An 18,826-nucleotide genomic window follows, 5' to 3' on the forward strand; every position below is an offset into this window, starting at 1 on the left:
GACATGGAAAGCCTAGAACACAAAGAAGTTATCAACTTACTTCTGCAACTGGCCGCCATGCTGCTCTCGGCGCGGGTGTTTGCCGAAATCGCGCAGAAATTCAAGCAACCGGCCGTAGTTGGGGAGATTCTTGCAGGCATTGTATTGGGACCCACCATCTTGGGCATGATCAGCCCAGACTCGTTTACCTATCTGTTCCAAAGCAATCCCTCAGCAAATCTCGCGCTGGATGGAATCGTCCAGATGGCCGTCATCCTCCTGCTCTTCATCGCCGGTCTAGAGGTCGAACTCCACCTGGTATGGGCGCAGGGCAAGTCTGCCATCAACATCAGTCTGATGGGATTGGTGGTGCCGTTTGTGCTTGGCTTTACCTTCCCCTATTTCTTTCCGACGTTTTTTGGACTGGCAGATGGGGACAAGATCCTATTTTCACTCTTCATGGGCACGGCGATGTCGATTACAGCCCTACCCGTGGTCGTCCGTATCCTGATGGATATGAACCTCTTCAAGACCAAGATGGGAATGGTCATCGTGGCGGGAGCCATGGTCAATGACATCATAGGCTGGTTGATTTTCTCCGTGATTCTGTCCTTTATGGGCAAGAGCGGTAACCTATCTCTGATGAGCACCATCGGAATTACGCTGCTTTTCACGGTTTTTATGCTGACACTGGGCAAAGGCCTGCTTAATAGAGTTCTTCCCTGGATCAATAAAAATCTGGCCTGGCCGGGTGGACTTTTGTCCTTGTCCATGGCCTTCTGCTTCCTGCTGGCGGCGTTTACCGAATGGCTCGGAATCCATGCCATCTTCGGCGCATTCTTGTTTGGCGTGGCTTTGGGAGATTCAGATCACCTGTCCGAAAAGGCCAAAGAAATCATCCATCAGTTCATCAACAACATCTTCGCTCCGCTCTTCTTTGTTTCCATCGGTCTAAAGATCAACTTCTTCACCAACTTCGACCTTTGGCTGGTGTTGGCCATCATTGTTATCTCTTTTGCGGGCAAAATCATCGGCAGCGGTTTTGGCGCGCTCCGCTCCGGCTTTGCAAAAAAAGACGCAATGGCCATCGGATTCGGCATGAATGCACGTGGTGCGATGGAGATTATCCTTGGCCTGATCGCTTTGGACAACGGACTGATTAACGAAACGCTCTTTGTCGCACTGGTCGTGATGGCCTTGGTCACTTCGATGACCTCCGGACCGCTGATGAAATGGTCCCTGCGAAAGAGTCCCGGATAGCGTTTTCCTTCACCAGTTTTCGCCAAGATTTCTTTGGCCGCCTTTCCTTTCAATCGGCCTTTGAAAAGATCAATCGGGAGAATATAAACAAAGCCGCTATTTTTGGGCTTTCCAAAGGAAATCTGAAAGCAATCCATGGCATTGAAAAAAGCGAAAACCGGCGTCTTGCTGGTGAATCTAGGGACTCCAGACAGCACGGAGACAGGTGATGTGAGAAAATACCTTCGGGAGTTCCTGATGGATCCCCGGGTGATCGACATTCCTTTTCTGTCCAGATGGTTGCTGATCAACTTCGTCATTGCGCCTTTTAGAGCCCCAAAATCTGCCCACGAATACCGCAAACTTTGGACTGATCGAGGTTCCCCTTTGCTTTTTCATACCGTGGATCTCCGTGAAAAACTGACTGAAAAACTCGATCCCAAAAAGTATGTCGTCAGCATCGGGATGCGCTATCAAAGCCCATCCATAGAATCAGGATTGGAAGAACTGCGAAAAGAAAAGGTCAGCAAAATCATCGTATTGCCTCTTTTCCCTCAATATGCCTCCGCTTCTACCGGCTCAGTGATCGACAAAGTGATGGAGATTGCGCAAGGCTGGCAAATCATTCCGGAGTTTTCTTTCATCAGCAATTTCCTGGATCATCCGCAATTTATAGCCGCATGGGCTGAGCGCGGCAACGCGCTCATCAAGGAGAAAGACTACGACAAAATCCTGTTTTCCTACCACGGATTGCCCGAGCGGCAGATTCTCAAAGGTTCGGTTGGCGGATATTGTCAGCTCGGGGCCTGCTGCAATAAATATGGCCCCTCGAATACTTACTGCTACCGGGCACAGTGCTTCGAGACGACCCGATTGATCGCAGCTGAGATGGGCATTCCGGAAGAAAAAACCGTCAATTGTTTCCAATCCAGACTTGGCAAAGACCCTTGGGTAAAGCCTTATACAGACGAAGTCATCACTGAATTAGCGGCTCAGGGCGTCAAAAAGGTGCTGGCATTTTCTCCGGCGTTTGTCGCCGATTGCCTGGAAACAACCGTCGAAGTGGCTGGTGAATACCGGGACAAATTCTTGGAAGCGGGAGGAGAAGAATGGGACCTGATACCTAGCTTAAACTCTGAAGATACCTGGGTGGAATGTGTGAAGAACCTGGTGGAGTCAAGGTCTTCCTGATCCAAAATTCGAAATTGAGGAATCGGTGCTGTGGACTTTAACCGCGTTGGATTCTCCAGTCTAAATTCTTGTATCTAGCGTCTCAATACTTCTTTACAAGTGTCCAAGTCCTCCCGTCAAACGCTCCTCATCCTCGGCATCATCCTAGTATCGATAAACCTTCGGACGTCGATTGCTTCGGTGGGGCCGCTGATCCCTTTCATCCGGGAAGATCTGGGAATCTCCAATGGTCTGGCGGGATTTCTGACGACGCTTTCCCTGCTGACATTTGCCATTTTCTCTCTCTTTGCGCCTTCGATTGGAAAGCGGCTGGGACATGGAAAAGCCATCTTTCTGGGGATCTTTCTCTTGGTGATTGGCGTGATCATCCGCGTTCTTGGGGGAATTGAGCTTCTCTACTTCGGCACCGCGCTGACCGGGATTGGCATTGTCATCGCCAACGTGCTGATGATTCCATTTTTCAAAGCCCGAATCCCCGAAAAGATTGGCCTGATGACTGCGATCCTAACCACCGGCATGTCGCTTTTCGCTGCTATCGCATCGGGAATCAGCGTGCCAATGGCAGTAGACTTAGACTGGGGATGGAGGGGTTCGCTTGCATCTTGGAGCATTTTGATGATTTTGGCACTGGTGGCCTGGATTCCGCAACTGAGACCCCATCAATCGGGCAATCAGATTAAACTCCTTCCCGCAAAAAATGTCTGGAAATCACGACTGGCTTGGCAAGTGACACTTTTTATGGGCGCTCAGTCAGTCATGTATTTTACCATGATCACCTGGCTGCCCGATATGCTGATCGCCAGAGGAATGACCCCTGTCAAAGCCGGAATCTCGCTTTCTTACATGCAGTTGATTTCACTGATTGGGACGTTTTTTATCCCCGGCTTATTGATCCGACTCAAGGAACAATCCAACGTGATTCTGATCGTCGGCATCGGGTACATCTTCGGATATGGCGCACTTTTCATCCAAAATGAAGTGATCACTTTCGCAGCGTTAACGATCATCGGGATCGGTAGCGGCGCCAGCTTGAGCATCGCTTACACGTTGATTTCACTTCGCTCTGCGGAGGATCTGACCACTGCCAAGCTCTCCGGAATGGTTCAGTCGGCAGGGTATGTTTTGGCTGCTTTGGGACCGCTGATCTTTGGCATTTCCATGGACATGTTTGGCAACTGGAATTTTCTGATCTGGTTTTTGCTGCTCATGACAGTTCAGTTCCTTTTCTTCGGACTGCCTGCCGGCAGAGACAAAAAAATCCAGTAGGCAAGCTGACTCTCGGCGAATTTTCCCCGAAGGGCAAAAAAAAGACTGCTCCAAAAAATGAAACAGTCTTTTTGAAAAGTTGGATCGAATCAAAAATCCAAGGTGGAAAGATCCATTTGGGCATTGTTCCAGTTGGCAACAGTCACGATCAAATCGTGATTTTGAGGAAGCTGGATGGACGAACTCGTCGTAATCGGATTGTTGGTCGACTTGTCAACCGAGAAGGCTTTTACCTGCACATTTTTTAGTGTCGACCTATTTCCCAACCGAAGGATACTCAAATCCGGACTGACCGTGATATCGGTCTCCGCGTCGGGACCACCTCCTATGCCACTGAAGGACAGGGACCGGACCTGGTTGCCTACAAATCTTGAGAAGGTCATGGTAAACTGCTTCTCGATCTGTGGAGTAAACCGGATCAAACTTGCATCCGCATTGACAATCAGCGTATCAACCTGACCGGGCTGGGTATCGACGCCTTCCACACGAATGGTCGTTCCATCTGGCATGATACTGTTGTAGGAGTATTTTCCGGCACCATTGCCGACGATTCGTCTGGTGTAATTTCGGTTGAGCGGCAGCAAATACGCTCCTTTGACCAAATAGCAAGGATGTGAATCAGGCACTTCGCTGAAGATCTTATCATCGAATGTCCCCACCCGCAGACCATTCTCATCCGTAATTTCCAGTTCGGCCGGGCTAAGGAGGAAATCCAGAATAAAGCTCGTCAAGCCAAACGGCCCACTGAACGGCAAATCGTGATCCGAGAGCAGATAGTCCCCATTGGTCATGATCCCGAGAGATACATTGTCCTCGCTGCAAAACTGAATGGAGTCGCCTCCATTGAAATAGTCGTAGTGGAGCACGCCTCCGATCAGCTTGAACTTGAGCCTGCAATTCGCATTGTCGGCTTTGTTGCAATCCCAGCAGTACATCTCTACTCCGTCCAAGCTGGAGATTGTCGTGGTGCCGAGAGGATGCAGCTGTGGCCCGGTGTGCCCTTCGGGATAGACAAACCGGTATGGCATGAGACAATGCGAGGAGCTGAGTCCGTCCATGTATCCTGCATCCCAGATAGCTCCCGCTGGGATAAAAAACAAGAGTGGTGCATTGTGCCGATCACAACCGGTCATGAAGATCCGCTCGATCGCCCGGGCCGTCTTTTCCACTCTTGGAATCCCCTCCCGGCTTTGGTCGTGGAAATGGATCAGGCTCTCCCGGCTGAGAAGTCTGCCGTGAATCGCCGTCAGCATCTTGTGAATACTGGCCTTGGATGTAGTGATTGCGTTAGTATCTCCGGTCCAAAGCTTATCAGCCACGACACTAGCCAGCGAGGTGCAAAATCCGGTAGCAAGGCCGCCATTCGCCTCCCCTTTCAGAAAATGCTCATAAAAGATATAGAACGCTCCCGTCAAGATCGGATGCCCAAATACCGGATCCAAAAGCTCATGCCATACCTCGGCAGCCCCGAAGGTATCTTCAAAAGTATCCCAGGATGGAATCCCATCTGTGAAATTGTCGAAGGGTAGGTTGTGAACGCCGTAAGTAAATGGAATCTCCAAGATTCTGGGTTTGGTGGCAGTTCTTGAATTGCTGAGTAGTCCATCGGGGTTTCTCACCTGAATAGAGACACTGCCTCCAGCTGAGCCCGTTCCGTTTGTACCGGGCATCACAAAGCTTATTTTGTTTTGGGAAATAAAAGTACCCGGCGCCGCCTTCCCATCGACGATGGCGGAAGCTCCATTGATGAATGCTTTTCCGGTGATCTCGACTGTGGTCATCGGCGGAAGAACAGCCGGCAGATTATCCAGTTGTGGCTTGACTCGGATAAGCAATCTGTTGCTTTCGGTATTGTCAAAGGCTCTTCGAAGGAAAAGAGACTTTTGACCACCGGGAATGGTGCTCGGGATGGTCACGGAGATGCTCTCATCTGCATTGATGGTAGGAACCAGCGTAATTCCGCCCTCTATCACCACTCGGTCGTTGTTTGCAAACCGACTTCCTCGGATCGTAATCGTATTGCCTGGAAAAACCTCCACCGGATTAAGCTCTGTGATGAAAGGTCGCGTCAGCAATTCGTCCCAGGCATCCTCGCTAAATTGAAAAAACTCGTTGGTAGCGTCGATCCCTCCTCTGGTCCCATCCTGACCAACCGCTCCAGGTTGACCTTGGGCACCGTTCGTCCCATTTCGGGCGTCATGACAAACTTCTCCATTTCCGCTTCTTCCGCCGCTTCCGCCAAAGCCGCCATTTCCTCCAGGCCCTCCTCTTCCAGCCCGGCCGCCTTCATTCTTTAATCGAAAAGCATTGGCGGTGACAGTCTGGGCTAGCGTCCCATCCAAGACTCCTATCACGATCTTTCCACCATTGCCGCCGTTACCGCCCCGGCCACCATTTCCTCCTCGTCCCCCATCTCCACCGTCTCCGCCATCTCCTGGATCAGACACACAGTGTTTTCCAAAAAACCAAGCCCATTTACCGCCTTCTCCGTCTGCGCCGTCGCCTCCACGTCCACCGTTTTGACCTTTTCCTCCGATGATTCCGTCTTCTCCACTCAGGTTGATTTTCGGGATATTGGTCAAGTTTTTCACCCAAATCTCCAGCTCTGGAGCGTGGAGTCCATTGGCTCCGCCTATCCCTGCTGTACCGGATCTGGCATCTTCGCCGTTTAGGCCGTGTCGGTTATCACCGTTGGTGCGGATTCCCGACCATCCTCGGCCGTCCAGTGCTGGGTCCCCCAACCGGCCTGGCGTAGAGCCGCCGGGCTTCTTCCAGGTAATCTCCGCATTTGCCCCGCATATGATTTGCTCAGCGATGATGATCAGCTTTTCCACATTTGCATCCACACTCAGCCGGATATTGGTCAGATCCAGCGTTCCGGCGATGATGACGGATTGATTCACGGGAAGGGTGGTCAGGGACATTACTTGAACCTGATTACTCAAAACGGGCCAGTTTTGGGGCTTTTTGCTCACCAGACGACTCGCAACCTCGGGATCTTTGACCGCCAGAAGCTTGGTATCGAGCTCGACAGCCGCACCGATAGGCTGTGAAACCCGACTTGCTTCCAATGTGGGACTTGAAGCGATCACCGCCTTGGGAATTCTCACCCCGGTTCTTGCATCCGAAGTTAAGATGTCCAGCCGGGTTCCCAAATTTCGGTTTGCCAACAGAATACTACCTGCTGTGCTGACCTTCAAGACTGTAGTTTTTGGAGTGGCAGCCGCGCTTACCACTGGTTTTGAAGCGCTTGATGCAGCCGTCGTTGCCTTTTGGGCAGAGGCCAAGATCACCTGGCTGCTGTTGCGATTTGGTAGAAACTTGGCCAGTTGGATCTTCTTTTCGTCAGATTTCATCTTCGAAAAATCTTTGGCCACCAGATCCCAGTTCACCACCAGTCTATCTCTTTTTCGCGAAGCGACGATCACTTTCCCCCGGCTGATGTTGGTCGGCGTGCTGATCTTCAATTGATCCAAGTCACTCAGCTTCTCGACGCCAACCGCATTCATGATATCCTTGATCGGCAGTAGTCTGGCGTGGCTTTCATCCATGCTTGGGACTACTCTTACTTTGGCCCGCGCGCCGATTTTGGTCTGGATTGCTTTCTCAAGCTTAGCGGCATCTATCACCCGCTTTTGTATTTCCGAACCGGAAGCCAGGCCATTCTTGATTTGGATCTCCGCTATCTTTCCCTCGAATTGAAAAGCCCTGCCGTCCATGCCTCCTGCAGCTCTGAAACCCAAACTACCCACCGGCACCAGAGGTCCTGGAATCACGGCTGACACCACCTCTTTGTCGTCTACTTCCAACGTGTTTTTGCCTTTGGAAGAGCGGGAAAAGCGTATGCTGAAGGATTTGTTCTGCGGAAGCGGAGTAGGAGAGGTGATCACTTGCCAACCCTTTGCGGTATGGACACTTCCGTTTAGCTTTCCCGATTCGTCAAGAAAGACGGCGACGGGAGGAGCCTGTGACTCCAAGATGTTCTGTCTGCTTCCCTGCACTTTCTTGGGCTGGATGGTAGCTTCAAGTGTAAATGAGTCACTTTTCTCGAGCGCCGGTATCTTCCCGATGTCGATAAAGCCCTTTTTGACTTGGAATTCATTTTCTTTTGCTGTCTGGTCTATCGTCCCGAGCAGCCTGACCGAATTGCCGGTCTCGGCACCGTCAAACAATTCCTTGTTTTCGGTGCGCAAATAGAAAACTGTTTTTGAGTTTAACATGGTACTATGAGTTATAGGTGGAAAAATCGAATTCGATCAAAAACTAAAATCGCGAGCCGCTCATTTGTCGCATGACATACAATGAAAAGCGCTGCATCGCCTCAACTGAAATTCAAAAACTTAGATAAAAACCTCTTTCCTTACTGATTAAAAAAATGATCTGTGGATCATTACCCTTGGGCTTTCTTACAAAAAACGCGAAAAGCACTTCATCGCCTGGAATTACCAATTGTAAGAATATTGTTTTATAAAATCAAGCATTTAATCGTCAAATGATATGTTTTTTAATATTTGCAGAATATTATATGTTTAGTAAAAGAAAACTACACACCCTGATGAGTATAATTTAGGCGTCATGAGATGGGTCAGACGCTTCCTCTTCCCAAAAGAAAACGGTAAATTTGTCTTTAATTTTTGACGCCTCATGCAAGACCTGTTTAACTCTCTGGGAATCTCCGACAACCTCCTCAACTACGTGCTGATGCCGCTGTTGATCTTTGTGGCCCGCATCGGCGACGTGTCAATGAATACCCTCCGTATCATGTTTATGATGAACGGAAAGAAAAGCATCGTTCCTCTTTTGGGATTTTTTGAGGCCTTGATCTGGCTACTGGCAATTGGACAGATTTTTCAAAATGTCGACAATCCGATTTCCTATCTCGCCTATGCCGGAGGCTTCGCCACAGGAACCTATGTCGGGATGACTCTAGAGGAAAAGCTCGCCATCGGCCGTGTGCTGGTCCGGGTGATTACCCCCGAGCCGCATCCGGATTTGCTGGAGTTTATGAAGGAGAAAAACTACCGATTCACCAACGTCGGTGGAGAAGGCCGATTCGGCAAGGTAAACTTACTCTTTACCGTTATGAAGCGCGATACGCTCCATGAGTTCATCTCCAAAGTAAAAGAAGTTGACGAAAAAGCCTTCTACACCATAGAAAGCGTGAAAAGAGTGTCTGAAGATGATCTGAACACCATGGAAGACCGCTCTGGCTTCAGAAGCAAATTCTTCAGCAAAGCCCGAAATTAATGGGCAATTCCTGGTTTCAATTCCAGCAGTTTCGCATTCAGCAGGATCGTTGTGCCATGAAGATCAGCACCGATGCAGTGCTCCTCGCAACTCTGACAAAAGCAGAATCTCCTTCAAAAATTCTGGATATCGGAACCGGTACAGGCGTCATCGCATTGATGCTCGCGCAACGATTTTCGGAGTCGGCCGTCACCGCAATTGAGATCGACTCAGATGCTGCGAGTCAGGCTAGGGATAATTTCAGTGAAAGCCCATTTGCAGAGAGATTGAGCCTTTTTCAAGGTCGATTTCAGGATTTCCCGATCGACAAAAGCTTCGACCTGATCGTCAGTAACCCGCCTTTTTTCCCGGATCATCTCAAATCAAAGGATTCAAAACGCAACAAGGCGCTTCACACCGATGAATTGTCATTTGAGGAGCTGATCGCAAAGGCAGCGCTTTTGCTGTCTCCTTTGGGATCTTTTTGGGTAATCCTACCTCCGAGGCAGATGCAGGATTTGGAGATTTTGGCAGAAAAGTCCGAGCTTTTCCTTTTTGAAAAAATCAAGGTTAGAGACAATCCCCAAAAACCAATCTATCGGGAGATCGGCGGATTCTCTTTTTCTAACACTTCCAAGATCGAAGTTGAGCTTATTTTAAAAGATGAGAACCTGACCTATACGCCTGCTTATTCCACGATACTTTCAGGATTTCTGCTCGGATACTGAAAGTCAAGGGTATATTTTTTTGATTTTTGAAGAAAAAAAGGAGCACTTTGGCTAATAGCGGTTGTCTATTGTCTGCCTTTATATATTTTTAGTCCCACCTTCCTCCGCCCTTTATGCAACGGCTGCTCGTTTTATGCATTTCCCTGATGCTATTGGCAAGCTGGTCCTGTACCCAAGACGGTGAGGAAATCACCGTGGTCGCTACAGAAGAAGTGATTTTTGTAAGCGGAGAAAAGATCCGCGTTGTAGGCAGGCTGATTACCAATCAAGCTCTCCAAGCCACTGATCACGGATTCCAACTCTCGGAGAGCGAAAGTTTCTCCAATCCGACGATCATCTCTCTGGGAGAAAAAGACGGCCCGGGCCGATTTATCGGTGAGACAGACGGTCTGGCGATCAGCCGCAACTACTTCGTCAGAGCCTTTGTCAATGTAGACGGCGTCGAACTCTTTGGGCAAACGATCGCCACGGAAACGCTGAGTCCTTCAATTGATTCGTTTAGCCCGCTGCTTTCCGGCCCCGGAGAGGAATTGACAATCATCGGGCGAAACTTCACAGCGGATACCCGGGTGTTTTTTGGAGATGTGGAGGCCACGATTTTGGACATGGATTTTGAATCGCGCCTGACGGTACGTATCCCTGAATTTGGGGGAAAAGTCTTGACTCCGCTGATTGTATTATCCCAGAATGAACGCTTAGAATCGACCCAGTCTTTCGAATATCAAACTGGCAAATACACGCTGCTGGCGCAATTTCCCGATGCTGAAAGGATCTACGACAATATTTATTTCCAAGACCAAAATTCCTTCTATTTCGGCTTGGGAAGCCTTAAGAGCGGTGCTTCGCTAACGAGTTTTCGACGATTTGATCCACAAACCGGCATTTTGTCGAGCATGGATTTTCCCGGTGAAACGAGAAAAGGCGGTTTCTCCGCCGGGGGATATATCGGTGGAGGCGCTGATGTCGCCCAAGCTTCCTTCAAATACAAAAGAGACTTTTGGAAACTAAACGGAAACGCCTTCGAACGCTTGGCGGACATTCCAACGGAAAGTTTTCACTCTCTCGCCTTTGAAGCTAACGGTCAGCTGTTTTATGCCGGCGGGGGCAATGACCCTCGCGCCATTCATAAGTATGACCCAAGGACCAATGCATGGAGCACATCATCCGTCTCTCCTATTGAATTCGAGTCCAACATGACCACGTTCACCTATCAAAACAAAGCCTACTTCATGGATTCGCTCAACCTGATATGGGAATACGAGCCTGTATCTGACTCTTGGAGCAAGTTTACCGAGATGCCCAGCTCCGTTGGGACTGCATTTGGAATCGCGCAGGTCATCGGTGACAAGGTATATATCGGTTTGTTTAGCCGCTCCACTGTTTTGCGCGAGCTCGACATGAAAACAAAAACCTGGAAAACCAAAAACCCGATTCCTGGCTTAGCAGCGAGCCTAAACGCCGGGGCCTTCGTGTATCAAGACCAACTATATCTGTTACGCACGCCGGAGAAGACCGTCCCTGGAGCCCCGATGGAGTTTTATCGATTTGAACCCGATGGGTTCTAAGACCTCGCCTATGAAAAAAATTCTACTCCTTTTTCTCTTTTTGTGCGCACAAGCAGGCTGGGCTCAGACCGTCACTCCCAGCAAGCGGGAAGTGGTCGGGCGGGACGTCGGTCAGCTCAAAGGCATCAAAATCTCAGGCAGGATCATCGACGAGATCACCGGAGAAGGCTTGGTCGGCGCCACGATCACCGTTCCCGAACTGAACCTGACCCGGGTCACAGATCCCAACGGGGGATTTGAGCTCACGCTCGATCGGGCCGAATACAACCTCCAATTCCGATACGTCGGCTACGAAACCATCGAATACCCAATCACTGCGGTAGGAGACGGCAGGGTCTCTATCCGGATGATTCAGGAAGATTTTCAGCTGGACGATGTGGTGATCTTTGGGAGAGATCCTGAAAAAAACATCCGATCCACCGACATCGGCGCGGTCACGCTGAGCATGAATACCATCAAGGAGCTGCCTCCATTTCTTGGAGAAGTCGATATCGTGCGGTCCCTCGCCACACTCCCCGGAGTCAGCCAAGTCGGAGAAGCTTCCTCGGGGCTCAATGTCCGTGGTGGTGGAGTAGACCAAAATCTGATTCAATTTGGTGGAGCACCGATCTACAATCCGTCTCACATGTTTGGCCTTTTCACGGCTTTCAATGCCGAAATGGTCAATGATGTCACGCTTTACAAGGCGGTGGTACCAAGCCGATATGGTGGCCGGAGTTCTTCTATTCTTGACATCCTGCCCAAAGCCGGGAGCGTGGACAAGTGGGGAGCAGACCTGATGGTGAGTAATTTTTCCGGAAAAGTGTCGGTGAACGGGCCGCTGATCAAAGACAAAGTGTCAATCTTGGGAGGATTCAGAATATCCTACATTAATTGGTTTCTTCAGACACTCAGCAATCCTACCGTCAAAAATTCCAACGCCAACTTTTACGACGGGAATCTGATCATCAATGCTCCGGTGTCCGACAACAACGAGTTCACCTACAGCTACTACACCAGTTACGATGATTTTGCTTTTTCCTCAGACACCACCATTTCTTGGAAAAATACCGCCCATTCGCTCCAGTGGAAGAGCAAGCTGAGCGAAAAACTCAGCCTGGAGGCCTTGGGATATTACACCATCTACGACTATGGAATCTTCAATGAGTCTGGGATCAATGATTTCACGATCGATTCAAATATCAAGGACCTGGGGGGAAAGCTCTATTTCTCCTACAATTTCAGCCCGACCAACAAGCTCTCGGCAGGAGGTTCCTTCAAACAAATCGAGATTCAGCCGGGAGAATTGATCCCTTCTGGGCAGGAGGAAATCCTCCCAAAGAAAGTGCAGGATGAATTTGGAAAAGAATATAGCTCCCACTTCCAGCATGAATTTGAGCTGGGCGAAAAACTCGGGTTTTCCTATGGTCTGAGGTACGATCTCTACCAGTATCTAGGTCCGCGCGTGGTCAGAGAATATGCCGAAAACCAACCGATTTCAGACGGGAGCGCTATTTCGGAAACACAATACAATGACGGCAATGTCATCCAAACCTACGATGGCCTGGGGCCAAGGGCATCGTTCCGATACTCCTTTGACAAGTCCAGCTCGGTCAAACTGGGGTATAACAAGATGTACCAGTTTATCCATTTGGTGTCCAATACCGCCACGATTGCTCCCTCGGATGTCTGGAAGCTTAGTGATCAATTCCTCGAGCCACAGATTGCAGATCAATACTCTCTGGGATTCTATAAAAACCTAAAGGGCAACATCTTCGAGACCTCGCTGGAGGTGTACTACAAAGACATCCAAAATGTGGTCGAATACAAAGACGGGGCTAACCTCATTCTCCAAAATCACATCGAAACCGAACTGATCCCCGCAGAAGGCAAAGCCTATGGGGTGGAACTTTATGTGAAAAAGAATCTGGGGAGGCTCACCGGCTGGATTTCTTACACGTATTCCAGGTCGTTGAGACGGGTGATCACCCCCTACGAAGAGGAAAATATCAACGACGGTGAGTGGTACTCCTCCAACTTTGACAAGCCGCACGATCTGACTTTGATTGGGAACTACAAGATCAGCACCAATACCTCGGTGTCGGCGACATTCGGGTATAGTACTGGTCGTCCTGTGACTTTGCCTGCGGCAAAGTTTAACTACTTCGGCAATAGTCTGGCTTATTTTGACATGCGAAATCAGGACCGCTTGCCGGACTTCCATCGATTGGATTTGTCATTGAACTTCAAGCTGAAAGGCAACGGAAAGTTCTTTGATGGCAACTGGACCTTTTCATTGCTGAATGTGTATGGCCGAAAAAATCCCTTTTCCATCTATTTTGGTGATGTAGCAGGAGCCCCGCCACAGGCACTGCGCCTGGCAATATTAGGGGTGCCACTTCCAAGTTTGAGCTATGCAATTAAATTTTAACCCGATGCTAAGACGACTGGTCTATATCCTGCTACTGATCCCCATCGCATGCATCGACCCTTATCAAGTTGAGGTGCCGGAGGGAGAGCAATTGCTTACGGTGGAAGGGATGATTCATACCGGAGTCGGTCCTCAAGCAATAACAATCACGCGAAGCGTCACTTATGGAAGTATCTTTGAGGCTCTCATTCGCCCCGTTTCTGGCGCAACGGTGGTCATCAGAGACAATGAAGGCAGCGTAACTTTTTTGGAAGAAGGTACTGAAGCACGGGGAGTTTATTTTACTCCGATAGATTTTCGCGCAGAAATCGGAAAATCTTACAACTTACAGATCCAACTCAGCGACGGAAAGGTCTATAGTTCTCTTCCCGAACGGGTGGAATCGGCACCTGAAATCGAAGAGATTTCATTGAAGACCGTCACTATTCCTGTCGAGGGTGAAACAAATCCACGATCGGGAGTTCAGCTAGTCTCTGAAATCAACGATCCTGCAGATCAAAACAACTTTTATTTCTGGAGATTGAGTCCGATTGTACATGTATTGGAAACCCGGCCGGATCTATTTGTCATCCGTGAAACCCGGACCCCAGCTCCCAAAGCTTGCTGCAATGTCTGTTATAGAACCGAATACACCGGCAATCAAAGTCTGTTTATTGCTCAAGATGACAATTTCAATGGACTGTCCACCCGAATTCCCGCAGCATTCATTGAGGACAATGGACTGCGATTTGTCAATAAACTACGGGTGGATCTCAAGCAATACGCTGTGTCACAAGAAGCCTATCGATTTCTTCGCCTGGTCAAGCAGCAGGCGGAAATCAGCGGATCAATATTTGATCCTCCTCCGGCTACGATCCGTGGAAACATGATCAGTCTGGACAATCCTGACGAGGTGGTTTTGGGATATTTTATGGCCGCGGGCGAAAGCACCAAAAGAATATACATTGACAAATCAGATCTTACTTTCCGACAAAATGCAGGAATTGTTCCGGACGATTGCCGAGAAGAGGATGGAGCCGATATCAATCCGCCATCTGATTGGAATCCTGATTAAAAATCCGCTTTCTGATTTCTCAACTAGTGAATCCTCTCTTCAAATCCGATTCCTTTTTTTCCCAGTTCTTCCAAAATCGGCTCATATAGCGCGGGAATGACTGGGATATGCAGTCCCGTGAGTTGAATTTTCCCATCCAAAAACAGATCTACAGCAATCGCCAACGGCAGACCGACCGTCATTGCCATGGCCGTGTGAACCGAGTCCTGCCCAAAACTCACCAAGCTCGAGCTTATCTTCTTAATCCCCTCCGACGTCTTGATCTCAAATAAATGCTGCATCACGATCATGTCCCGATCCTCAGGCTGAAGCTCCCAGTCGATCTCCAGAATGGCCTGCAAAAGTTGGGCTGGTGATCCTTTCGTCTTGGGGAGTTTTCTGTTTTCAAAAAATCCCAGCCACTGGATCTTTTCAAAAGCCGGGAAATCCAGATCAGGGATCAATTCTGCTAGTTTTTCTTCGACTGACAATTCGGGATGATAGGGAAGAAAGGCATTCAAAAACTGCCTCAGCGTCGTCCCTTGCGGCATCTCCAGTTGAAAGGAGTCATCGGTCATGCCTAGCTGGACAAAGACATCCCAGGCTTTGCAAAAGCCTCCCCTACGCAACGTCCCGCGAAGCATAGTCGGAATATCCTCGAGTCCATACACCTGTCGATAGCTGAGTGAATCCCGGTTGGGATACCCGTCAAAATCCCCCAAGCCGCGAAATCTAATCGTCTCGGTCCGTTTAAAAAGCTGGTGATAGGGCACAAATTTCAGTTCGCCATTTTCGATGTAGCGGGAGGTAGCCTGGCCGGCCAAAACCACATTTCTGGGGTTCCAGGTGAACTTGTACTTCCATGGATTATCCTCGCTCTCGGGAGCCAACAGGCCACCACAGTAAGACTTGAAAGAGACGATTTCCTCGCCCTTTGCCTTGGCTTCGTCGATAATCTTCATCGCCGACATGTGGTCAATTCCGGGATCCAATCCACACTCATTCAGGAAGAAAAGCCCTTTTCGATCGATCTCAGCCCTCATTTCCCTCATCGCTCCAGACTCGTAAGAAGCCGAGAAAAAGTGCTTTCCCAATTCCAGACAATCCGCCGCAATCAGCGGATGCATGAAAGCGGGAAGCATGGAGATGACCACGTCCGCTTCAGAAATCAGCGTTCTCCGCTTCTGCTCATCCTGCGTGTCCAGCTGCGAGGCGCGCGTGCCGGATCTATCTTGAAGTTTGTCCTGGGCAGCATCCAAGTCTAAGTCAGCAAGAATCAGCGTGCGCCCTTTTGGTCCGCAACTGTCTGCCAGATAATCAATCAAAAAAGTGGAGGACTTCCCAGCTCCAAGGATCAAAATCGTGTTCATCTTTCTAGGTTTACGAGGCTAAATTGGGAATATTTTCGGCTGAAAAATTCAGGCCCACCGGAATTCAGCAACAATTCCCTATTTTGAAACTCCCTTTTTGCCTAAATCGAAAGCAGCTTGAAAAAGATAATTCTCAGTTCAGAGATCGAGGAGCTAAGTCCCGAGGAATTGGATCATGTGGAGCAGACCTTGCTTTCAAGAGCTCAAAGCGTAGCCAAGATGGCCTATTCGCCCTATTCTGATTTCAATGTCGGTGCGGCCGTATTGCTGGAAAACGGTGAAGTCCTCCAATCATCCAACCAGGAAAATGTCAGCTTCCCCGCCGGATCCTGTGCGGAGCGCCTGGTCTTGGGCTATGCAGGCGCTAATTATCCAAATTCAGCTCCGGTGATGCTGGCCATTGTGGCCAAGCGGGCGGCGGATGAATCTTGGGCAGAGGTCTCCCCCTGCGGCATTTGTCGGCAGACGATCAACGAAGCCGAAAAGCGTTTCGGAAAAGCCGTCACCCTGCTAGTGCTGAAGGCAAATGGAAGCATTCTAAGGATAAAAGGAATATCTCCTCTCTTGCCGCTCAAGTTCAATGACCTTAAGTCTGGATAATGTTTGTTTAGTTACATTTTGGAAACTTAACAAGGTCTTATTATATTTAAATAGGCACAAATCTTAAACTCTGAGGCTATGATCTTCACCGCAATTCTTTTTTTCGTTTTGGGAGCATTGGTGAAATACGGGAAAATGTATTTTCTGATCGCAGGTTACAATACCATGTCATCTAATGAAAAGGATAGAGTCAATGTGGAAGCTGTAGCCGATGTATTCCGCAATGCGATGTTCGGGATGGCTTTGGTGATTCTCACAGGTTACATGGTCAGCAAATTCACCGGCGATCCTTCCATTCAGCAGACGGTATTCTTCGCCGCTATTTTTATTGGAATGCCTTACCTCATCATAGCCTCTAACCTAAAAAAGAATAAGTAGGCGGCGTCCGTACTGAGCTTCTTCAATCAAAGGAACTATCTTCGGCTTTTCCCACTGAAAATCTAGCATCGATAAAAGATGAAGCAGACGATCCGATTCATCTACGAAGCACACTATCACCTGTCGCAAGAGCCAACGTTCGAAGAAAAAGAGATTTGGCTTGTAATGCACGGATACGGGCAATTGGCAGAGTTTTTCGTCCGAAAATTCAAGACGGTTTTCTCTCCTGAGAGGCTCTTCATCGCTCCCGAAGGCACGAATTACAATTACCTGGAGGGATTTCAGGGACGGGTCGGTGCCAACTGGATGACCAAGCATGAGCGTGAGACTGCCATCGAAAACAATCACCGGTTTTTAGACACGCTGATCGAATCCTTTCTTGAAAAATACCCACACCGACCGACGGTTCATGTGCTGGGATTTTCTCAGGGAGCGGCCACGGTCACACGTTGGGCGAGCCATTGGCAGGGTAAAATAGACACGCTAGTGCTTTGGGCGGGCGGATTCGCATTGGACATGGACTTGGCTGTAGCCAAAGAAGCTTTCCTGGAGACCGAGATTTTCTTAGCGCTCGGAGACCAAGACGAACTGATCTCAGCAGACAACATTCAGAAACAGGAAGAGCTGATTTCCCAGCTGGGAAAGGAGATCCATCGACTTTCATACCCGGGCGGTCATGAATTGGAATCCACTCTGCTAGAGAAAATCATAAATCGACAGAAATGAGGGTATTTTTTTGGCTTTCAGATTGCTAACATTCAAACAAATTGCTGAAATTTCAACATTCATTATTTTTGATAATCTTGAAACCAATCCATGCTTTCGCTTACTGAAAAAGAGGTAGATGCTATCGCTACCCAATTATTGAAAGGAATGATCTGCTTCTATCAAATTGATAAGAAGAAAGTTCACCAGATGCCTGATGACGAAGACTATTTCAACTACGACCTGACTCCGGACGAGGAGGATACCCTGGATGAAATCGATGAAGATCCGGACAATTTCGCCGAGTTTACCAAGATGGAGCCGTCGCAGGAGCATCAGATGATGCAGGACTTCATCGACCGAAAGGTCAAGGAAAAGAGCCTTGCCGAAGATCTAGTCAACGCGCTCAGCAAACCAAAGGCTGCTACCGGATTTAAGTTTGTGATTGACGGGTCGAAATACAAAAGCGAATGGATCGAATACCGCAAAGACAAATACCTCGATTGGGTGAAGGAGCAGGTCGACGCCTTCAACTACGCAGAAGAGTAACATTGATGCTATTCTCCTACTAAAACTAAACACCGCCCCAAGGTCTTTTCGGGCGGTTTTTCATTTTCATTCTATTTGCAAGCTTGCGCAATGACTCGGTTTTCTATCAGAAACACGCTGATGCCAGGCGATCTTGGACAGGTCGCCTATCTCCATGGGAAAATCTATGCCGAGGAACACGGTTTCAGTTTCGGCTTCGAAACCTACGTAATGGAAAGTCTCGTGGAATTTTATACACAGTATGACCCGGAAAGAGACCGCGTTTGGGTCGTAGAAAGTCAGGAGAAGATGGTGGGATTCCTGTCGCTGATGCACCGGCCCGAAAATCAGGCCCAATTGCGGTTTTTCATCTTGGAGAAGGACTATCGGGGAGTCGGTTTGGGAAAAGAACTCATGAAAGAATGGATGGCTTTTTTCCGTGAACAAGGATATTCAGCCGCCTACCTTTATACCACCTCAGGTCTTGATTCGGCGGCGCATCTTTACGAAAGCGTCGGATTCCGCAAAGTTTCCGAAAAACAGTCCGAGGATTTCGGAGTTCCTCTCCATGAAATTCTCTACCGATTACCTTAAAGTAAAACACCTTT

Annotated in this window: 15 protein-coding genes; 13 read left to right on the plus strand and 2 right to left on the minus strand. The window is 48.9% G+C overall.

Features of this window, described 5'->3' with window-relative positions; all coding sequences use genetic code 11:
* Positions 1-3: 3 nt before the first annotated feature.
* The 3 genes from G459_RS0103870 (at position 4) to G459_RS0103880 (ending at position 3,675) form a co-directional block, all read left to right on the plus strand.
* Positions 4-1,239 (plus strand): cation:proton antiporter, encoded by a 1,236-nt coding sequence (locus tag G459_RS0103870; protein ID WP_026966467.1) that lies wholly within the window; start codon positions 4-6, stop codon positions 1,237-1,239.
* A 135-nt stretch (positions 1,240-1,374) separates the two neighbouring features.
* Complete coding sequence (gene hemH / locus G459_RS0103875) at positions 1,375-2,409, plus strand: ferrochelatase (RefSeq protein ID WP_026966468.1); 1,035 nt, start codon at positions 1,375-1,377, stop codon at positions 2,407-2,409.
* Between the two features lie 99 nt (positions 2,410-2,508).
* Entirely contained in the window at positions 2,509-3,675 is a 1,167-nt protein-coding gene (locus G459_RS0103880; protein ID WP_026966469.1) for a CynX/NimT family MFS transporter, read from the plus strand.
* Positions 3,676-3,764: 89 nt separating this feature from the next.
* Here G459_RS0103880 and G459_RS30530 read toward each other — a convergent pair whose 3' ends face one another.
* Positions 3,765-7,895 (minus strand): IPT/TIG domain-containing protein, encoded by a 4,131-nt coding sequence (locus G459_RS30530; protein ID WP_051315052.1) that lies wholly within the window; start codon positions 7,893-7,895, stop codon positions 3,765-3,767.
* 424 nt (positions 7,896-8,319) lie between these two features.
* Here G459_RS30530 and G459_RS0103895 point away from each other — a divergent pair, with 424 nt between their 5' ends.
* From G459_RS0103895 to G459_RS0103915, 5 genes are all read left to right on the plus strand, one after another.
* On the plus strand, positions 8,320-8,922 hold the full coding sequence (locus tag G459_RS0103895) for a DUF2179 domain-containing protein (RefSeq protein WP_026966470.1): 603 nt from the start codon (positions 8,320-8,322) through the stop codon (positions 8,920-8,922).
* Positions 8,922-9,629, plus strand: coding sequence for a tRNA1(Val) (adenine(37)-N6)-methyltransferase (locus tag G459_RS0103900; RefSeq protein WP_026966471.1), 708 nt, complete (start codon positions 8,922-8,924; stop codon positions 9,627-9,629). Before G459_RS0103895 ends, G459_RS0103900 begins: the two co-directional genes overlap by 1 nt.
* 113 nt (positions 9,630-9,742) lie before the next feature.
* Positions 9,743-11,194 carry an IPT/TIG domain-containing protein gene (locus G459_RS0103905; RefSeq protein ID WP_026966472.1) on the plus strand — a complete coding sequence of 484 codons (1,452 nt, stop codon included), beginning with the start codon at positions 9,743-9,745 and terminating at the stop codon, positions 11,192-11,194.
* Between the two features lie 10 nt (positions 11,195-11,204).
* Positions 11,205-13,604 carry a TonB-dependent receptor gene (locus G459_RS0103910; RefSeq protein ID WP_026966473.1) on the plus strand — a complete coding sequence of 800 codons (2,400 nt, stop codon included), beginning with the start codon at positions 11,205-11,207 and terminating at the stop codon, positions 13,602-13,604.
* A 4-nt stretch (positions 13,605-13,608) separates the two neighbouring features.
* On the plus strand, positions 13,609-14,658 hold the full coding sequence (locus G459_RS0103915) for a DUF4249 domain-containing protein (protein WP_026966474.1): 1,050 nt from the start codon (positions 13,609-13,611) through the stop codon (positions 14,656-14,658).
* A gap of 23 nt (positions 14,659-14,681) precedes the next feature.
* On the opposite strand, the gene G459_RS0103920 is transcribed toward G459_RS0103915, so the two are convergent.
* Positions 14,682-16,007: a saccharopine dehydrogenase C-terminal domain-containing protein gene (locus tag G459_RS0103920; RefSeq protein WP_026966475.1), complete on the minus strand. Its 1,326-nt coding sequence runs from the start codon at positions 16,005-16,007 to the stop codon at positions 14,682-14,684.
* 117 nt (positions 16,008-16,124) lie between these two features.
* Between G459_RS0103920 and G459_RS0103925 the strand changes: the two genes are divergently transcribed.
* The 5 genes from G459_RS0103925 (at position 16,125) to G459_RS0103945 (ending at position 18,812) form a co-directional block, all read left to right on the plus strand.
* Positions 16,125-16,607 carry a cytidine deaminase gene (locus tag G459_RS0103925; RefSeq protein ID WP_026966476.1) on the plus strand — a complete coding sequence of 161 codons (483 nt, stop codon included), beginning with the start codon at positions 16,125-16,127 and terminating at the stop codon, positions 16,605-16,607.
* Between the two features lie 78 nt (positions 16,608-16,685).
* On the plus strand, positions 16,686-16,985 hold the full coding sequence (locus G459_RS0103930; protein WP_026966477.1) for a DUF3784 domain-containing protein: 300 nt from the start codon (positions 16,686-16,688) through the stop codon (positions 16,983-16,985).
* A gap of 78 nt (positions 16,986-17,063) precedes the next feature.
* A complete protein-coding gene (locus G459_RS0103935) occupies positions 17,064-17,711 on the plus strand; it encodes an alpha/beta hydrolase (RefSeq protein ID WP_026966478.1) in 648 nt (215 codons plus the stop codon).
* 90 nt (positions 17,712-17,801) lie between these two features.
* The gene (locus tag G459_RS0103940) at positions 17,802-18,239 is read left to right on the plus strand and encodes a UPF0158 family protein (RefSeq protein ID WP_026966479.1); all 438 of its coding nucleotides are present in this window, start codon (positions 17,802-17,804) and stop codon (positions 18,237-18,239) included.
* 90 nt (positions 18,240-18,329) lie between these two features.
* Positions 18,330-18,812, plus strand: a complete 483-nt coding sequence (locus G459_RS0103945; protein ID WP_035455100.1) for a GNAT family N-acetyltransferase — start codon at positions 18,330-18,332, stop codon at positions 18,810-18,812.
* Positions 18,813-18,826: the final 14 nt, after the last annotated feature.

The sequence above is a fragment of the Algoriphagus terrigena DSM 22685 genome (assembly GCF_000429445.1).
In the GTDB taxonomy this organism is placed as follows: domain Bacteria; phylum Bacteroidota; class Bacteroidia; order Cytophagales; family Cyclobacteriaceae; genus Algoriphagus; species Algoriphagus terrigena.